Raw genomic sequence first — 16,288 nt, forward strand, 5'->3', positions numbered from 1 at the left:
GCCATCTGTGCGACGGGACCGGAAATACTTCCGCTCTGTGTAACGGACTTGCCACGCGCGGGTGACGTTGGCCCTATCATCACTCGGGTCGGCTCACCCCATTTGCCGTGAGTCGACACCCCTCAGCCCGAGGAGGCCCCCGTGCCTGTGAGCGCATTGGACCAGCACCTCAAGCGGACGTGCCGCCCGTCGGCACGTCCCGGAACCGCCGCGCCCGGCCGGGGCGTACCCGGTCCCGCCGCGACGCCGCGGCGGCCGGTGCGGCCCTGCCCCGTCTGGATCGGGGAGGCGCGGTGACCACCTTCGGTTACGCGGAGCGGCCGGCCGGAGTGACCGGCCCGACCCAGCGAACACCCCTCAACGAGCGCCTGGAGCCCGCTCCACGGGCGGCCGCCGACGGCACCCGCGGTCTCGCCGTACGCGGTGAGGGACGGCGTGTCCGCAACCGCACGCACCACAACGAGGCGCCCCCGCGCCCGGCGGTGCCCGGCGGCAACGCGAAGCCCGCCGCCGGCCGCCTCGGCGCCCCGTCCCGGCCGACCATGCCGGCCCAGGGCCGGCGCGGCGAGGCCGCGGCGAACAGCGAACCCTCGGCCGCCGAGACCGCCGTGCTGCCCGCGGTGACCGCCGGCGACACGGCCGTGCTGCCGGCCGTCCCGGCCACCGCCGTCCCGGCCACCGGCTTCCCGAGCCGCCCCGACCCGTCCGACCCGGCCACCGAGGTCTGGGCGCTGGTCGAGCGGGCGCAGGCCGGCGAGGCCGAGGCGTTCGGCCTGATCTACGACCGCTACGTCGACACCGTCTTCCGGTTCGTCTACTTCCGGGTCGGCAACCGGCAGCTCGCCGAGGACCTCACCTCGGACACCTTCCTCCGGGCGCTCAAGCGGATCGGCAGCTTCACCTGGCAGGGCCGCGACCTGGGCGCCTGGCTGGTCACCATCGCCCGCAACCTGGTCGCCGACCACTTCAAGTCCGGCCGCTACCGGCTGGAGGTGACCACCGGCGACGTGCTCGACGCCGACCGGGAGGACCGGGGGCCCGAGGGCAGCCCCGAGGCCGCCGTGGTCGAGCACATCACCAACGTCGCCCTGCTCACCGCGGTGAAGCAGCTCAACCCGGAGCAGCAGGAGTGCATCGTGCTCCGCTTCCTGCAGGGCTTCTCGGTGGCCGAGACGGCCCGCACCATGGGCAAGAACGAGGGCGCCATCAAGGCCCTCCAGTACCGGGCGGTACGGGCCCTGGCCCGGCTGCTGCCCGACGGCTTCCAGCCCTGACCCGACCCGTCCCACCCGCCCGGCGACCCCGTCCGGGCGCGGACGAACGCGCCCTCCGCAGCTCGTGACCGCGATCACTCTTGGTGATTTCGCCACCGACCGGGCCGTAACCGGCGACCGTCGCGAACCGTTTCTCCGGGTGCGACCAGTGGTTGTCCCGGCGTCCCCCGGGCCACCCGGTCCGGCGGGTCAGGTCGGCCGTCCCGGTCGACCCTCGGCCTCACGCTGCCACCGGTCGCTGGTGACGACGACGGCCAGCGCGGCCGTGACCAGCGAGAGGGGGTGCCTGCGGTGGACAGCGACCTCTTCTCCCGTCGGCGTGCCGAGCGCTTCGCGCAGCTCCTCGACGAGGCCAACGGCGGCCGGCGGCACCACGTCCGTTCCCGGGCCGACGACGAACTCACGGCGCTCGTCGCGGTGAGCCGGCGACTCACCGCCGACCGGCCCGACGTCGAGGTGGACGGCGAGTTCCGCACCGGGCTGCGGGCGATGCTCGTGGCCACCGCCGAGCGCGAGGGCGTCGGCGCACCGGCGAAGACCGGCACCGCCACCGGCGTCCGCGCTTCGCTGCTGCCGGCGATGACCGGGCGACGGGCCCGGGCCCGGGGCGCGATCCTGGTCGGCGTGGCCGCCGGCGCGATCGCCCTCTCCGGCATCTCCGCCGCCAGCGAGAACGCGCTGCCCGGCGACGCCCTCTACGGCATGAAGCGCTCGACCGAGCGCGCCCAGCTCGCCCTGACCAGCTCCGACATCAGCCGGGGGCAGCTCTTCCTCGACTTCGCCCGCACCCGGCTCGACGAGGCCGCCACGGTCCGCGACGACCGGCTGGGCTTCAGCGCCGTGCTCGACGACATGGACGCCGACACCCGCCAGGGCGTACGCCTGCTGACCACCGTGGCCGCGCAGCGCACCGACCCGGCGGCGCTGGACGCCGTCGACACGTTCCTCGGCGGCCAGCGCCGGGCGGTCAGCGGGCTGCTCGACCGGTCCGACCACGCCGACCGGGACCGCACCCGCCGCTCGCTCGCCCTGCTCGACGCGGCCGGCCGGCGCGCGGACGCGCTCCGCGAGGCGATCGCCTGCGGGCTGCCGGCCCCGACGGCCAGCGACGCGCTCGGGCCCGCGCCGGCCGCCTGCCCCGTCGACCGCTGAATCCGGGCGGAAGAGCCGTCCACGCCACACTTCTCCCGCCGGACACCCGTCCGTCACATCCCGCCGGATAGGCTCGGATCTGGCGTACGTGGTCGTCGAGGGGAGGTCGTCGTGACCCGGGACCGGAAGGTGACGGTCAGCACCGACGTCCACGGGCACACCGCCGGCTGGGCGGAGACTCCCGAGGCGCCCCCGGCCACCGCCACGCCCGACCCGACGGCCGCCGCGTTCTTCGACGTGGACAACACGATGATGCAGGGCGCGTCGATCTACTGGTTCGCCCGCGGGCTGGCCGCCCGGAAATACTTCACCACCGGTGACCTGGCCCGGTTCGCCTGGCAGCAGGCGAAGTTCCGGCTGCTCGCCACCGAGCACGCCGGGGACATGTCGCAGGCCAAGGAGGCGGCGCTCGCGTTCGTCCAGGGCTGGCGGGTGGACGACGTGGAACGCCTCACCGAGGAGATCTTCGACGAGCTGATGGCCCCGCGCATCTGGGCCGGCACGCGCAAGCTGGCCCAGCGCCACCTCGACGCGGGTGAGCGGGTGTGGCTGGTCAGCGCCGCACCGGTGGAGATCGGCCGGGTCATCGCCACCCGGCTCGGCCTGACCGGGGCGATCGGCACGGTGGCCGAGGTGGTCGACGGCGCCTACACCGGCCGGCTGGTCGGTGAGCTGATGCACGGGCCGGCCAAGGCCGAGGCGATCACCCAGCTCGCCGCGGTGGAGGGGCTGGAGCTGAGCCGTTGCGCGGCCTACAGCGACTCCGCCAACGACCTGCCGATGCTCTCCACGGTGGGGCGCCCGGTGGCGGTCAATCCGGATCCGGCGCTGCTCCGGCAGGCCCGCGAGCGGGGCTGGGACGTCCGCGACTTCCGCACCGGGCGTCGGGCCGTGAAGATCGCCGTGCCATCCACGGCCGCCGCGGGGCTGCTCGCCGGCGCGGTCACCGCCGGCCTGGCCCTGCACCGCCGCCGCCAGCGCGTCGACTGACGCCGGCCCCGGCGCGCGGGTCAGGGGCCGAACGGGTCCGGGCGGCGTTCGAGCAGCCGGTGCAGGGTCTGCTGGATGGTCTCCCGCACCTGGTCGGCGAGGTTGAAAACGACCAGCGGATCGTCGGCCGAGTCGCGCAGGTGTGCGGTCGGGATCGGCGGGCAGAACTCGATCAGCCACTTGCTCGGCAGCGGCACCATGCCCAGCGGCCCCAGCCACGGGAAGGTCGGCGTGACCGGGAAGTAGGGCAGCTTGAGCAGCCGGGCCAGCGGCTTGATGTCGGCGAGCATCGGATAGATCTCCTCGCCGCCGACGATCGCCACCGGCACGATCGGCGTGCCGGTGCGCAGCGCCGCCGAGACGAAGCCGCCCCGCCCGAAGCGCTGGAGCTTGTAGCGGTCGGCGTAGAGCTTGCCGACCCCCTTGAAGCCCTCGGGGAAGACGCCGACCAGCTCACCGTTGCCGAGCAGCCGTTCCGCGTCGGGATTGCAGGCCACCGTCCCGCCGGTCTTGCGGGCGATCTCGGAGACGACCGGCATCCGGAAGACCAGGTCGGCGCCGAGCAACCGCAGGTAGCGGCGCGCCGGGTGCTGGTCGTGCAGCGCCGTGGCGAGCACCAGCGCGTCGAGCGCCACCGTGCCGGAGTGGTTGCCGACCACGAGGCCGGCCCCCTCGGCGGGCACGTGCTCGACACCGCCGACCTCGGTGCGGAACCAGTCCCGGTAGAGCAGCCGGACGAGCGGGTGGACCACGGCGTCGGTCAGATCCGGGTCGAAGCCGAACTCGTCCACCTCGTAGTCGCCGGCCAGCCGCCGCCGCAGGAAGGCGAGCCCCTTGGCGACCTTCCGGTCCCAGTGGTCCCCCGGCCGGTCGGCCACCGCCGGCCCGGGCGGGGCCGGATCGCCCGCCTCCGATTCGGCCGGCCCGTCCGCCGGCTTCTCGCCGGCTGCCTTCTTCGCGACGGCCTTCTTGGCGACGGCCTTTTTCGCGACCGGCTTCGTCGGGGCGGCATCGCCCGCCCTCGGGGCCGGCGCCGGCTCGTCGGTGGAGGTGTCCGGCTCGTCGCCGGCCGCCGGCGCCGCCGTCATCGCCGGCTCGGCGGCGGCCGCCGCGGCCCGCCGGTGCCCGTTGCGCCGCGCCGGCTCCGCGTCCGGCCCGGGCACGGTCAGCGGTACGTCGTAGCGCGCGTCGCCCCGCTCCTCGGCCGCGCTCACGGGCGCTCCCGCACGGCCGCCCGGACCTGCCGGATGCCCTCCAGCACCAACTGCTCGGCGGTGGCGAGCTGGTCCCGGGTCACGACCACGCCGCCGTGGTGCGCACGGATGAAGTCGTCGAAGGCGGCCGCGGTCGAGCGGGGCGTGAAGCCGTACTCGCGCTCGAGTCTGGTGGTGTCCACCACCCGACCGTGCACGAAGAGGTCGACCTGGTCCAGCCCGTAGCGGCCGAAGCCCATGCTGCGGGCGATCGCGGCCACCCCGGCGAGGCCCGGCTCCAGCACCGGCAGGGCCACCCGGCCGGACCGGCGGATGGCCTGGGACAGCGAGAGCACCCCCGGCCCGGCGACGTTGTAGGTGCCGGCGTGCTCCTCGGCGACCGACCGGTGCAGCACCTCCAGGGCGTCGTCGAAGTGGACGAACTGCAGGCGCGGGTCACGGCCGAAGACGGTGGGCACCACCGGCTGGGCGAAGTATCGGGTGAGCGTCGTGTCGGCGGTCGAGCCGATGAACGGCGCGAAGCGCAGCACGGTCGCGGTGACGTCGGCCCGGCGGCGGCGGAACCCGCGGACGTACCCCTCGATGTCGAGGATGTCGCGGCCGAAACCGCCGCGCGGCACCTCGCGTGGCTCGGTCTCCTCGGTGAAGACGGCCGGATCCCGGAACGACACCCCGTACGCGGCGGTCGACGAGCGGACCACGAGCTTGCGCAGCCGGGGCGCCCGCTGGCAGGCGGCGAGGAGCTGCATGGTGCCGATGACGTTCTGTTCCTTCATGGCCGCCCGGCCGCCCTGCTGGGGGTCGGGGGCGGTGACCAGCGCCAGGTGCACCACGGCGTCGACGTCGAGGTCGGCCAGGAGACCGCCGAGCGAGTCGAGGTCGAGGCGGACCCGCTCGACCCCGGACAGCAGGTCGGCGAGCTCGGGGTTGGGGGTGGCCGGGTCGACCCCGATGACGCGGTCGATGCGCGGGTCGGCGGCGAGCCGGGCGGCAACGTGCGCGCCGAGATAGCGGCCGACCCCGGTCACGACGACGACCCCCGGAGCACCTGGGGTGCCACCGGGGGTCATGCCGTGCGCCTTGGCCGGCAGGCCGGATCGAGCCGGGACGTCCGCGGCCTGATCACCTGAGCCTCCGGGGGTCGACAGAAGGCAAGTGGTGCCGGTTGCCGGGCCGAGGCCCGGCCCCGGTCACTTGCCGAGACGGCGACGCTGGACGCGGGTCTTGCGCAGCAGCTTGCGGTGCTTCTTCTTAGCCATGCGCTTGCGGCGCTTCTTGACCACCGAGCCCATACGACAGCCTTTCGATGCAACGTGCGGGGCGGACCGGAAGACACCACGGGGGGTGGTGTCGGTGACCGCTTGCGGACAACGGACCGGACCAGCGTAGTGGGCAGGGCACACCAGGGTGCGGTCACGGTCGGGGTCCAGGGTAGCCGGAGTGCGTCAGCAGGACCAACGCGCCCCCGTCGATGCCCGTTACGTCGCACTCGCCGGCCTGGCCGGCGACGTGTCAGGCGGTCTCCTGGAAGGCGCCCCGGAGGTATTCGTGCACGGCGTGCTCGGGCACCCGGAACGACCGGCCGACCCGCACGGCGGTCAGCTCACCGCTGTGCACGAGACGGTAGACCGTCATCTTCGACACCCGCATGACCGTCGCCACCTCGGCGACGGTCAGGAACCTGACATCCGACAGTCGAGCGTCGGACTGCGACCCGGCCATGGCTCACCGACCCATTCCCATGCCCGGCGCGTGCCGCCGGACAGGTTGCTCCCGCCACGACGAGCGACGCGCGTGTTACCAGTACGGTAGCGGGACGGCTGTGACCGGCGCGATCCCTTCCTCCCTTTGATCATGGAAGGTGCCCCGTTCACCCCGTGTTGAGCTGGTCTTTTTCGCCCGGACGGGTGGCCCGTCCCGTTCACTCGGCGCGCAGCGCCACCACCGGGTCGAGCCGGCCGGCGCGCTGGGCGGGCACCACGCCGAAGACGATCCCGACGGCCGCCGAGACCCCGAAGGCGAGCGCCAGCGACCACCAGGTGATGGCCGCCGGGATCGGCGAGACCGCGTCCACCAGCAGCGCGGTGCCCACGCCGAGCGCCATCCCGGTCAGCCCGCCGATCGAGGTGAGCAGCACCGCCTCCAGCAGGAACTGGACGCCGATGTCCCGGGGGCGCGCGCCGACCGCCTTGCGCAGGCCGATCTCGCGGGTCCGCTCGCGCACCGAGACCAGCATGATGTTGGAGACGCCGACGCCACCGACCAGCAGCGAGATGCCGGCGATGGCGGCCAGCACCCCGGTGAGCACGCCGAGGATGTCGCCGAGCACGCCGAGGATCTGCTGCTGGGTGACCGCGCTGAACTCGGTGTCCGGGTGCCGGCGGGACAGCTCGGCGACGATCCGGTCGCCGAGCTGGTCGATCCGCTCCCGGTCGGGCGCCTTGACCGCGATGCCGTCGATCCGCTGGGTGCCCCAGAGCCGCTGCGCGGCGGTCACCGGGATGTGCACCTCGTCGTCCCGGTCCACGCCGAGGCTCTGGCCCAGCGGGGTGAAGACGCCGATCACCCGGAACCGGACCCCGGCCAGGGTGACCTGCTGGCCGAGCGGATCCCGGTCGGGGAAGAGCGCCCGGGCCACGGACGCGCCGAGCACCGCCACCCGGCGGCTGGTGTCCACGTCCGCCCCGGTCAGGTAGCGGCCGCGGGCCAGCGAGCGGGTGAAGACCGCGGGGGTGGTCTCCAGCACGCCCTGCACGGTGGTGAAGTCGGACCGGGTGCCGGCCCGGGCGGTCGCGCCGGAGGCGATGGTGACGGCCACCCGGCCGGGGTCGCCGACCACCCGGGAGACGGCGTCCACGTCCTTGAGGTCCAGCGGCGACACCACCGGCGCGGTGCCGACGTCGAGCTTGCCGGGCACCACGAGGAGCAGGTTCGAGCCGAGGCCCTCCACCTGCTGTTCGACCTTCTGCTTGGTGCCGGTGCCGATGGCCACCAGGAGCACCACCGAGGCGACCCCGATGATCACGCCGAGCATGGTCAGGGCGCTGCGCATGCGGTTGGCCCGCAGCGCGTCCAGCGCCACCCGCCAGGCCTCGGCCAGCCTCACGCGGCACCCCCGGGCGCGCCCGGCCCGCCGTCCCGCGGAAGGCGTCCGGTGGCTCCGGTGGCGCCACCGGAGCCACCGGACGGGTGCCCCGGGCCGCTTCCGGACGCGGACCGGGGCTCCGCGCTGGGAGCGGCGTCCAGTGTCGCAGGTCGACCGTCGCCGCCCGACAGCGGTCGATCATGAACGGTGTCGGAGCGGATCAGCCCGTCCCGGACGGCGATCCGCCGGCGGGCCCGCGCCGCCACCTCCGGGTCGTGGGTCACCATCACGAGGGCCACACCGGACTCGGCGTTGAGCTGTTCCAGCAGCTCCAGCACCGCCTCGCCGGTGGCGCTGTCCAGGTTGCCGGTGGGCTCGTCGGCGAGCAGCACCGCTGGATCGGTGACCAGGGCCCGGGCGATCGCCACCCGCTGCTGCTCGCCGCCGGAGAGCTGGTTGGGGCGGTGGCCCAGCCGGTGCCCCAGCCCGACCCGGCCGAGCATCGCCGCGGCCCGTTCCCGCCGCTGCCGCGCCCCGACGCCCCGGTAGACCAGGGGCAGCGCCACGTTGTCCACCGCGGACGTGCGGGGCAGCAGGTGGAACGCCTGGAACACGAAGCCGATGGTCTCGTTGCGCAGTGTCGCCAGCTCCGGCGCGGTCAGGGTGGCCACGTCCCGGCCCCCGATCACGAGCCGGCCGCCGGTGGGCCGGTCCAGCCCGCCCAGCAGGTGCATGAGCGTGGACTTGCCCGAGCCGGAGGGCCCGATCACCGCCACGTACTCGCCCGGCCCGATGGTGAGCGACACCCCGCGCAGCGCGGGCACCGACACCCCGTCCAGCTCGTACGTGCGGGACACGTCGACCGCCTCGACCGCGGCGACGGTCACCGGAGTTCCTGGCCGACGTGGACCTGGTCGGCGCCGCGCACCACGATCCGGTCACCGGCCCGCACGCCGCTGACGATCTGCACGAGATCCTGCCCCTGCACGCCCACGGTCACCGGCACCCGGTCGGCCTTCCCGTCCCGCAGCAGCCAGACCGCGTCCCGCCCGTCGGCCGAGAAGACCGCCGAGGCGGGCACGGCCACCGCGTCGGCCGCCTCACGGACCCGGAGGTGGACCACGGCGTTCATGCCGGGGCGGGGCGTCGGGGCGGCCTCCCCCTCACCGAGCCGCCCGGCGCCCAGCCCGAGGCGCACGCGGTAGGTGACCCCGCCCCGGGCCGAGCTGGTCGGCAGCACGTCCACCGAGCGGACCGTGGCGTCGTACGTCGCGCCGGTCACCGCGTCCAGCTCCACCGATGCGGTCAGCCCGGCGCGGACCAGCAGCACGTCGGTCTCGTCCACCTCGGCGAGCAGGCCCAGCTGCCCGGTATCCACCACGGTCAGCACCGGCGTGCCGGCGGTCACCCGGCCACCGGCCGGCACCGCGTCGTCCACCCCGGCCGGCGGGCCGCCCTGCCCGGCCGCGCCCAGGGCCGACGGGTCGAGACCGGGCACCCCGCCCCCGGCCGCGCCGAGCAGCCCGCTGAGGTCGGTCGGAGTGGCCGCCCGGGTCCCGCCCGGCTGCACCACCCCGGCGACCGGGGCGCGCAGGGTCAACGCGTCCACCGTCGCCTTCGCCAGGTCGTACGCCTGCTGGGCCTGGAGGCGCTGCGCGGTCGACAGCGCGCCGACGGCGCTGTTCAGCCCGGCCACCCCGCGCTGCACGGCGCTGACCGCCCGGTCGGCGGCGCGGGCGGCCGACGCGTACTGCTGCTGCGCCGACTCGACCTGGAGCAGCAGCGCGGACCGCAGCTGGGGATCGCCGACCTTCCCGGCCGCCTTGCGGGCGGCGGCGAACGCCTCGTCGGCGGCCCGGTCGGTGTCCCGCCGGCTCCCGCCCAGGTCGCCGGCGCCGACACCCCGGCCGGCCCGCTTCGCCGCGCGCAGCGCCTCGCGGGCCTGCTTCAGCCGGTCCCGCGCGGCCGGGGAGTCGATCACGGCGAGCACCTGCCCCCGGGTGACCCGCTGTCCGGGCTGGACGCGCAGGCTGGCCAGGGTGCCGTCGGCGGGAGCGGTGAGGGTGGCGGCGGCGCGGGCGGTCACCGTGGCCGGCGCGTCGATGACCTCGGCAACCGGGGAGCGGCCCACCTCGGCCACGGTGACCGCGGGCGGGTCGTCGGCGCACGAGGCGGCGGTGGTGCCGGTCAGCGCGACGACGGCGAGCAGGGCGACGAGGAGGCGCGGGCGGCGGGCCGCGGGCAGCCGCGGCGAGGGGGTGCGGGCCACCCGGCCCATGCTACGACCCGTCGACCAGCGTCGACGTCTCAGCCGGCGGCCGCGCGGAGGTAGGCGACGCAGTCGTCGTGCAGCCCGGACCAGGGGTCGCCGAACACCTCGTCGGCGGCCTCGGCCATCGACCGCCGCTCGTGCACCACGGCCCGGAAGAAGTCCAGGACCCGCTGCTCCCCGTACCGGTCGACCAGGTGGCGCACCGCCAGGTAGCCGATGCCGTAGGCCCCGCCGACCCGGTCGTCGGCGGCGTCGTCGGCCGGGGCGAGGGCGTCGAGCCGGCCGTTCCACCCGCCGCGGACGAGCTTGCGGACCTCGGCCAGGCCCTCGTAGCGGTCGACCAGCTGGCCGTCCGCGCCCGCGTACTCGGCCAGCCCCTCCACGAGCCACCAGCTCGACCGGTCCGCGTAGCCCCGGTCGGGCAGCGAGGCGGCGTGGGTCAGCTCGTGCCGGAGCAGGTCGTCGACGCCGGTCGGGGTCAGGCTCTGCGCGTTGAGCACGACGTCGTGGTGCCCGCCCCCGACACCGACCGCGTAGCCGGCGGTCCACTTCGGCCGGCCACCGCCGTACCACCGCTGCCACTCGGCCCGGCCGGCGTAGTAGACGAGGTAGCGGTCCGGGGGCGCGCCGGCCACCGCGTAGAGGTCGGCGACCTTGGCGGCGGCCTCGGCCTGGGCGAGCAGGCCGGGCAGCTTGGCCCGCAGCGCCGGGGTGGTGGCGACCACGGCCCGCTTCCCGACCGCCACGGCCAGGTCGCTGACCTCCCAGGGCCGCGCGCCGGCCGGGGTCGCCCCGGACTCCTCGACGGCGACCAGCCGGGGCTCCGCCTCGTCGCCCGTCACCCGCCACCGGGTGCCCAGCTCGACGCTGCCCGGCGTGCAGCCCGGCACCACGAAGCAGTAGCCGACCGTCACCGCCAGCCGCCACTCCCCCGGCCGCCGGTCCACCGCGACCGGCACCCCGTCGGCCGCCGGCCGCCACGCGGTGACCCAGAGCGCGCGCAGCGCCGCGTACCGGCGGGTCAGCGCGGGTCGGGCGGCGGGCTCGGCGACGGCGAGGAAGCCGGCCCGGTCACCGTCGAGCAGCGCGGCGGCCTGCCGGTCGAGCTGGGCGGCCATCCGCTCGCCGAGGCGGCGCTCGGCCGCTGTGCCGCGGCCGTCCCGCTCCGCCGCCGGCCGCCCGGCCGCGTCCCGCACCAGCCCGAGCAGGAGTACGCCGGGAACGCCGCACGCCACCAGCACGAGAACCAGCCCGACGGCGGCCCAGAGCCGCCACCGCCGGCCTCGCGTGGCCGGAAGCTGCGGCACGGTCTCCGGCGGTGGCCCGTCACCGCCGACGAGCGGGTGGACGCCGGCCGCCGTGGGCAGGTCATCGGTCGGGCGCGTCCCGGTGGCGGCATCGCCGGCCTCGACAGCGGTCGGCTGCTCCGCCGAACGGTCACCGTCCCGCGGCGCGGTGGCCGGCTGGTCGTCGCCGCTCGCCGCCGGCCCGGCGGGCTGCTCGTCACCGTCGGTCACCGGCGAAGGGTACGACCAATCGGGCGATCCGGGAAGCGCCCCGCGCGCCACCCCGGTCGCCGCGGGAGATCTTGGTAGGAAGTGGCCCCGATGGGGGCCGAAATCGTCCAAGATCCCGCGGCCGGGGCGGGTCAGATCTTTTCGCCGGAGAGGGTGAGGAGGGCCTTGTCCAGGGCCCAGAGGGCCACCAGGATCGCGCCCGGCACCGGCCGCCCGGCCAGGGCGAGCAGCACCCCGCCGGTGACGAAGCAGGCGGCCTGCACGCCCAGCTTGGCCGGCGCGGGCAGCGCCACGCTGGCCCGGGGCGAGCAGAACAGCCCCCAGACGACGGTGATCGCCAGCGGCGCGCCGAGCCCGGCGAGCAGTCGCACCGGCCAGCCGGCGTCGAGGGTGAAGCCCCACCAGCCGGCCGCCGCGAGCAGGGCCAACTCCAGCAGGAAGATGAGCGCGGCCAGGGCTGCCTTCACCGGGACCTCCAGTTGCGGTACGCGGTGTCCAGCGCCGCCACCATCTCGTCGAAGGAACGGTCGATGTCCCGGGGCAGCCCGAACCCGCCGGCAGCCTCGAGGGTGATGAAGCCGTGCACGGCGGCCCGGAACATCCGGGTGGCGTCGACCGCGGCGTCGCCGCTGAGGTCGTACCCGCGCAGGATCGCGTAGATGGCGCCGACGGCCCGTTCGGCGGCGGCGAGGTGTTCGGGGTCGTCGGGGTCCGGGGCCCGCTGGGTGGCCGGGTAGCGGCCGGGGTGCCGGCGGGCGTACTCCCGGAAGGCGGCGGCGGTGGCGCGCAGGGCGTCGCCGCCGGCCCGGCCCGCGGCGGCGGTGGTCAGCTCCGTGGCGACCTCCGCGGTCGCCAGCACGGCCAGCTTCTGGTGCAGTGCGTCCACGCCCCTGACGTGCTTGTAGAGGCTGGGCAGCGCGACGCCCAGCCGGGCGGCGAGCGCGGCCAGGGTGAGCCGGTCGTAACCGACCTCGTCGGCGAGCACGGCCGCCTCGCGGACCACGGTCTGCGGGGTCAGGCCGGCCCTAGGCACGGGTGGTCACCGCCAGGAACTCCAGCAGGTCACCGGCGGTGGCCTCGGGCTGGTCGGCGTGCGGGTAGTGACCGGAGTCGGCGATCATGCGCGCCTCGGCGGTGGTGAACTGCCGGCGGGCGGCCCGCGCCTCGGCGCCCGGGTCCGGGAAGTCCGGGTCCTTCGTGCCCATGAGGACCAGCACCGGCTGCCGCACCTCCCGCGCCCGCGCGGTCCAGTGCGGGTCGACCGGCGCCACCACGCCGCGCACCGCGTCCATGCGGCCGCGCAGCCTGGCGACCATCTCCTTCCGGTACGCGGCGTCGTCGGCCGGCCGGCCGCACGGGAACAGGGTGCGGTGGAACATCCCGAACAGCCGCGGGCTGCGCAGCACGACCGCCTGGGCCGCCCGCAGCACCGGGTTCGGCTTCGGCGGGGCGACGAACGGGCTGATCTGCACGATGCCGTTGACCAGCTCGGGGGCGTCGGCGGCGGCGAAGACCACGGGCGCGGCGCTGGACGAGCTGCCGACCAGGGTGGCCGGGCCGCCGCCGAGCGCCCGGACCACGGCGAGCAGGTCGCCGCTCACCTGGGCCGGGGCATAGCTGGGCCAGTGCGGGCTGGAGTCGCCGTGCCCGCGCACGTCGACGGACGCGACCCGGTAGCCGGCCGACACCAGCCGGGGCACCAGGTGCCGGAAGGTCGCCCGGTTCTCCCCCATGCCGTGCGAGAGGACCACGAGCGGCCCGTCGCCGTGCACCTCGTACGCGATGGTTCCGCCGTCCCGCGCCACCTGGCTAATCGTCATAGCCATAAAGCTAATGGCATTAGCTTTGGCTGTCAAGGATTGACCTCAAGTCGGGTGGAGGTCAGAGGATCTCGCCCATGCCGCTCTCCGCAGACACCCACGTACGCCTTGCCCGCCCCAGCCGCGACCTGGCCGCCGCCGAACGGTTCTGGGCCGACGGCCTCGGCCTGGACGTGCTCTACCGGAGCACCGCCGACGGGCCCGGCACGCACGACCTCGTGATGCTCGGCTGGCCGGGCGCGGGCTGGCACCTGGAACTGGTCGGCGGCGCCCAGCCGGCCGTCGCGCCGCGCCCCACCGAGGAGGACCTGTTCGTGCTCTACCTCGACGGGCCGGTCGACGACGAACTGGCCGACCGACTGGAACGGGCCGGCGGGACCAGGGTCTCCGCCGGCCCGTACTGGGACCTGTGGGGGGTGACGTTCGCCGATCCGGACGGCTACCGGCTGGTGCTCTGCACCCGGACCTGGTCGAACGACTGACTCACTTCTTCGACATCAGCGCCCGGCCGAAGAACACCATGTTGGCCGGGCGCTCGGCCAGCCGGCGCATGAGGTAGCCGTACCACTGGTCGCCGTAGGGGACGTAGGTGCGCACGGTGTAGCCGTCGCCGACGAGGCGCTTCTGCTCCTCGGGGCGGATGCCGAAGAGCATCTGGAACTCGAACCGCTCCGGGCCCCGGTCGAACCAGCGGGCCCGGTCCTCGCCGATGGCGATCAGGCGCGGGTCGTGGGTGGCCAGCATCGGGTAGCCGTCGCCGGACATCAGCACGTTCATGCAGCGCACGTACGACTTGTCGACCTCGCGGGCGGACTGGTACGCCACCGACTCGGGCTCCTTGTACGCGCCCTTGCAGAGCCGCACCCGGGAACCGGCGCCGGACAGCTCACGGCAGTCCGACTCGGTCCGCCGCAGGTACGCCTGGAGCACCGCGCCGGTCGACGGGTAGTCCTTGCGCAGCTTGGCCAGGATGTCCAGGGTCGAGTCGGTGGTGGTGTGGTCCTCCATGTCCAGAGTGACCGTGGTGCCCGCCGCGTCGGCCGCCGCGCAGATCGCCCGTGCGTTGTCGTACGCGAGCTGCTCGTCGAACATCTGCCCGAGCGCGGAGAGCTTGACGCTGACCTCGGCGGCCGGGGTGAGCCCGGCGGCACCCAGCAGTCGCAGCAGCTTGAGGTATTCGTCCCGGGTGGCGTTCGCCTGCTCCGGGGTGACGGTGTCCTCACCGAGGTTGTCGAGGGTGACCGCTTGGCCGTCGGCGACGAGCGCGCGGGTCGCGCGCAGCGCGTCGTCGGTGCCGGCGCCGGCGACGAACCGGCGGACGACGTCCCGGGTGAACGGGGCCGTCGCGACGAGCCGCTCGACCTGGGATGACCGGGAGGCGGCGAGGATGACGGAACGGAGCATGAGCCGAGCGTAACGCCCGGCGGTGGGCCCGCGCCGGGGGGCGGCGGGCAACGTCACGCAGCGTTCCGGCGGGGCCGCGGGGCGGCCCGGCTGGCGGCGATCCGTTACAAACGATCACGTGGAACGACGCCCCCGACGCCGGCTCCGGTCGGCCACCGTGCAGCTCGGCGCCCTGACCGCCCTGGCCCTCGCCCTGTCCGGCTGCAACAACGGTTACGACGACGATGACGACTGCGCCCTGGGTCCGGCGGGCGGGGGCGGCGACACGGTCGCCGTCACCCTGCGGGTCCCCGCGCCGGTCACCGCCGCCCGGGACATCGCGGCGCCGGTCGGCGCGGCGCTGCCCGAGCGCGGCGGCTTCGGCACCCACCTCGCCTCCTGCGGGGGCTGACGTGCGGCGGGAGGCCAGCACGCCGCGCCCGGACTGGGACGCCACCGTCCGGGCCCAGGGCCTGGTGTACGTCGACACCGAGCTGCCCGACGGCGGGGTCATGTCGTACTGGGACGAGACCGCCGCGTACGCCTTCGAGCTGGACGAGGTGCTCCGGCTGGAGGAGGCCACCGAGGAACTGCACCGGATGTCGGTGGCCGCCGCCGAGCACGTGGTGGCCCGCAACCGATACGCCGAGTTCGGCATCCCGGAGTGGGCCGCCGAGGCGGTCGCCCGGTCGCTGCGGGAGGGCCCGCCGACCCTCTACGGCCGCTTCGACCTCTGGTACGACGGCAGCTGGCCGCCGAAGCTGCTCGAGTACAACGCCGACACCCCGACAGCGCTGGTCGAGGCGAGCATCGTGCAGTGGTACTGGCTGGAGCACACCCGGCCGGACGCGGACCAGTGGAACAGCCTGCACGAGCGGCTGGTCGGCGCCTGGGCGAAGATCGGCGCCGGCCTGCACGACCCGCGGGTGCACGTGGTGTGGTCCGCGGAGGAGGAGTCGGGCGAGGACCAGATCACCGCCGGCTACCTGGCCGAGACCGCCCGCCAGGCGGGGCTGGACGTCACGCTCCTGCCGATCCAGCGGGTCGGCTGGGACGGGCGGCGCTTCGTCGACGCCGCCGACCGGCCGATCAGCACCTGCTTCAAGCTCTACCCCTGGGAGTGGATGCTGGCCGAGCCGTACGGGCCGCCGGCGCTGGCGCCGGGCACCCCGACCACCTGGATCGAGCCGGCCTGGAAGCTGCTGCTGTCGAACAAGGCGCTGCTGGCGGTGCTGTGGGAGCTCTACCCGGGGCACGAGTACCTGCTCCCCGCCTACCTGGACTCGCCCCGCGGGATGACCGGGTACGTGGCCAAGCCGCTGCTCGGGCGGGAGGGCGGCTCGGTGCGCATCGTCACCGGCGGCACCGAGATCACCAATCCGGGGATCTACGGCGACGAGGGCTTCTGCTACCAGGAGTTCCGGGCGCTGCCCGAGTTCGCGGGCAGCCGGATGGTCCTGGGCAGCTGGATCGTGGACGGCGAGTCGGCCGGGGCGGGCCTCCGGGAGAGCGAGAGCCTCATCACGGACGGTTACGCGCGGTTCCTGCCCCACTACATCGACGCGCCGCGTACCCCGTGAG

Annotated in this window: 18 protein-coding genes; 6 read left to right on the top strand and 12 right to left on the bottom strand. The window is 75.1% G+C overall.

Features of this window, described 5'->3' with window-relative positions; translation table 11 throughout:
- Positions 1–293: 293 nt before the first annotated feature.
- From ACQP12_RS30430 to ACQP12_RS30440, 3 genes are all read left to right on the top strand, one after another.
- Positions 294–1,274: an ECF subfamily RNA polymerase sigma factor, BldN family gene (locus ACQP12_RS30430; RefSeq protein WP_433283515.1), complete on the top strand. Its 981-nt coding sequence runs from the start codon at positions 294–296 to the stop codon at positions 1,272–1,274.
- A gap of 291 nt (positions 1,275–1,565) precedes the next feature.
- Positions 1,566–2,426: a DUF5667 domain-containing protein gene (locus ACQP12_RS30435; RefSeq protein WP_357939005.1), complete on the top strand. Its 861-nt coding sequence runs from the start codon at positions 1,566–1,568 to the stop codon at positions 2,424–2,426.
- Positions 2,427–2,483: 57 nt separating this feature from the next.
- On the top strand, positions 2,484–3,416 hold the full coding sequence (locus tag ACQP12_RS30440; RefSeq protein ID WP_433289519.1) for an HAD family hydrolase: 933 nt from the start codon (positions 2,484–2,486) through the stop codon (positions 3,414–3,416).
- 20 nt (positions 3,417–3,436) lie between these two features.
- On the opposite strand, the gene ACQP12_RS30445 is transcribed toward ACQP12_RS30440, so the two are convergent.
- The 11 genes from ACQP12_RS30445 to ACQP12_RS30495 all read right to left on the bottom strand — a co-directional run bounded on the left by ACQP12_RS30445 (position 3,437) and on the right by ACQP12_RS30495 (position 13,324).
- Positions 3,437–4,294: a lysophospholipid acyltransferase family protein gene (locus tag ACQP12_RS30445; RefSeq protein WP_433289521.1), complete on the bottom strand. Its 858-nt coding sequence runs from the start codon at positions 4,292–4,294 to the stop codon at positions 3,437–3,439.
- A 332-nt stretch (positions 4,295–4,626) separates the two neighbouring features.
- Positions 4,627–5,700 (bottom strand): NAD-dependent epimerase/dehydratase family protein, encoded by a 1,074-nt coding sequence (locus tag ACQP12_RS30450; protein WP_433283516.1) that lies wholly within the window; start codon positions 5,698–5,700, stop codon positions 4,627–4,629.
- A gap of 120 nt (positions 5,701–5,820) precedes the next feature.
- Complete coding sequence (locus tag ACQP12_RS30455) at positions 5,821–5,922, bottom strand: 30S ribosomal protein bS22 (RefSeq protein ID WP_007465623.1); 102 nt, start codon at positions 5,920–5,922, stop codon at positions 5,821–5,823.
- A gap of 220 nt (positions 5,923–6,142) precedes the next feature.
- Entirely contained in the window at positions 6,143–6,352 is a 210-nt protein-coding gene (locus tag ACQP12_RS30460) for a helix-turn-helix domain-containing protein (RefSeq protein WP_046564428.1), read from the bottom strand.
- A gap of 199 nt (positions 6,353–6,551) precedes the next feature.
- The gene (locus ACQP12_RS30465; RefSeq protein ID WP_357939011.1) at positions 6,552–7,736 is read right to left on the bottom strand and encodes an ABC transporter permease; all 1,185 of its coding nucleotides are present in this window, start codon (positions 7,734–7,736) and stop codon (positions 6,552–6,554) included.
- Positions 7,733–8,602, bottom strand: coding sequence for an ABC transporter ATP-binding protein (locus ACQP12_RS30470; protein WP_433283517.1), 870 nt, complete (start codon positions 8,600–8,602; stop codon positions 7,733–7,735). Before ACQP12_RS30470 ends, ACQP12_RS30465 begins: the two co-directional genes overlap by 4 nt.
- Positions 8,599–9,993, bottom strand: a complete 1,395-nt coding sequence (locus tag ACQP12_RS30475) for an efflux RND transporter periplasmic adaptor subunit (protein WP_433283518.1) — start codon at positions 9,991–9,993, stop codon at positions 8,599–8,601. The genes ACQP12_RS30470 and ACQP12_RS30475 overlap by 4 nt, the downstream gene beginning before the upstream one ends.
- A gap of 29 nt (positions 9,994–10,022) precedes the next feature.
- A complete protein-coding gene (locus tag ACQP12_RS30480; RefSeq protein WP_433283519.1) occupies positions 10,023–11,504 on the bottom strand; it encodes a hypothetical protein in 1,482 nt (493 codons plus the stop codon).
- A 131-nt stretch (positions 11,505–11,635) separates the two neighbouring features.
- Positions 11,636–11,971 (bottom strand): YrdB family protein, encoded by a 336-nt coding sequence (locus ACQP12_RS30485; RefSeq protein WP_433283520.1) that lies wholly within the window; start codon positions 11,969–11,971, stop codon positions 11,636–11,638.
- Positions 11,968–12,537: a TetR-like C-terminal domain-containing protein gene (locus ACQP12_RS30490; RefSeq protein WP_357939021.1), complete on the bottom strand. Its 570-nt coding sequence runs from the start codon at positions 12,535–12,537 to the stop codon at positions 11,968–11,970. The genes ACQP12_RS30485 and ACQP12_RS30490 overlap by 4 nt, the downstream gene beginning before the upstream one ends.
- Positions 12,530–13,324 carry an alpha/beta fold hydrolase gene (locus tag ACQP12_RS30495; RefSeq protein WP_433283521.1) on the bottom strand — a complete coding sequence of 265 codons (795 nt, stop codon included), beginning with the start codon at positions 13,322–13,324 and terminating at the stop codon, positions 12,530–12,532. The genes ACQP12_RS30490 and ACQP12_RS30495 overlap by 8 nt, the downstream gene beginning before the upstream one ends.
- Before the next feature lie 77 nt (positions 13,325–13,401).
- On the opposite strand from ACQP12_RS30495, the gene ACQP12_RS30500 reads away from it, so the two are divergent.
- Positions 13,402–13,806, top strand: a complete 405-nt coding sequence (locus tag ACQP12_RS30500; RefSeq protein WP_433283522.1) for a VOC family protein — start codon at positions 13,402–13,404, stop codon at positions 13,804–13,806.
- A 1-nt stretch (position 13,807) separates the two neighbouring features.
- Here the strand turns inward: ACQP12_RS30500 and ACQP12_RS30505 are convergent, their stop codons facing one another.
- Positions 13,808–14,728, bottom strand: a complete 921-nt coding sequence (locus ACQP12_RS30505) for a proline dehydrogenase family protein (protein WP_357939027.1) — start codon at positions 14,726–14,728, stop codon at positions 13,808–13,810.
- Positions 14,729–14,846: 118 nt separating this feature from the next.
- Here ACQP12_RS30505 and ACQP12_RS30510 point away from each other — a divergent pair, with 118 nt between their 5' ends.
- On the top strand, positions 14,847–15,119 hold the full coding sequence (locus tag ACQP12_RS30510; protein ID WP_357939029.1) for a hypothetical protein: 273 nt from the start codon (positions 14,847–14,849) through the stop codon (positions 15,117–15,119).
- A gap of 1 nt (position 15,120) precedes the next feature.
- Entirely contained in the window at positions 15,121–16,287 is a 1,167-nt protein-coding gene (locus ACQP12_RS30515) for a glutathionylspermidine synthase family protein (protein ID WP_433283523.1), read from the top strand.
- The last annotated feature ends 1 nt before the right edge of the window (position 16,288 follow it).

This window comes from Micromonospora sp. CA-244673 (assembly GCF_050948395.1).
GTDB lineage: Bacteria > Actinomycetota > Actinomycetes > Mycobacteriales > Micromonosporaceae > Micromonospora.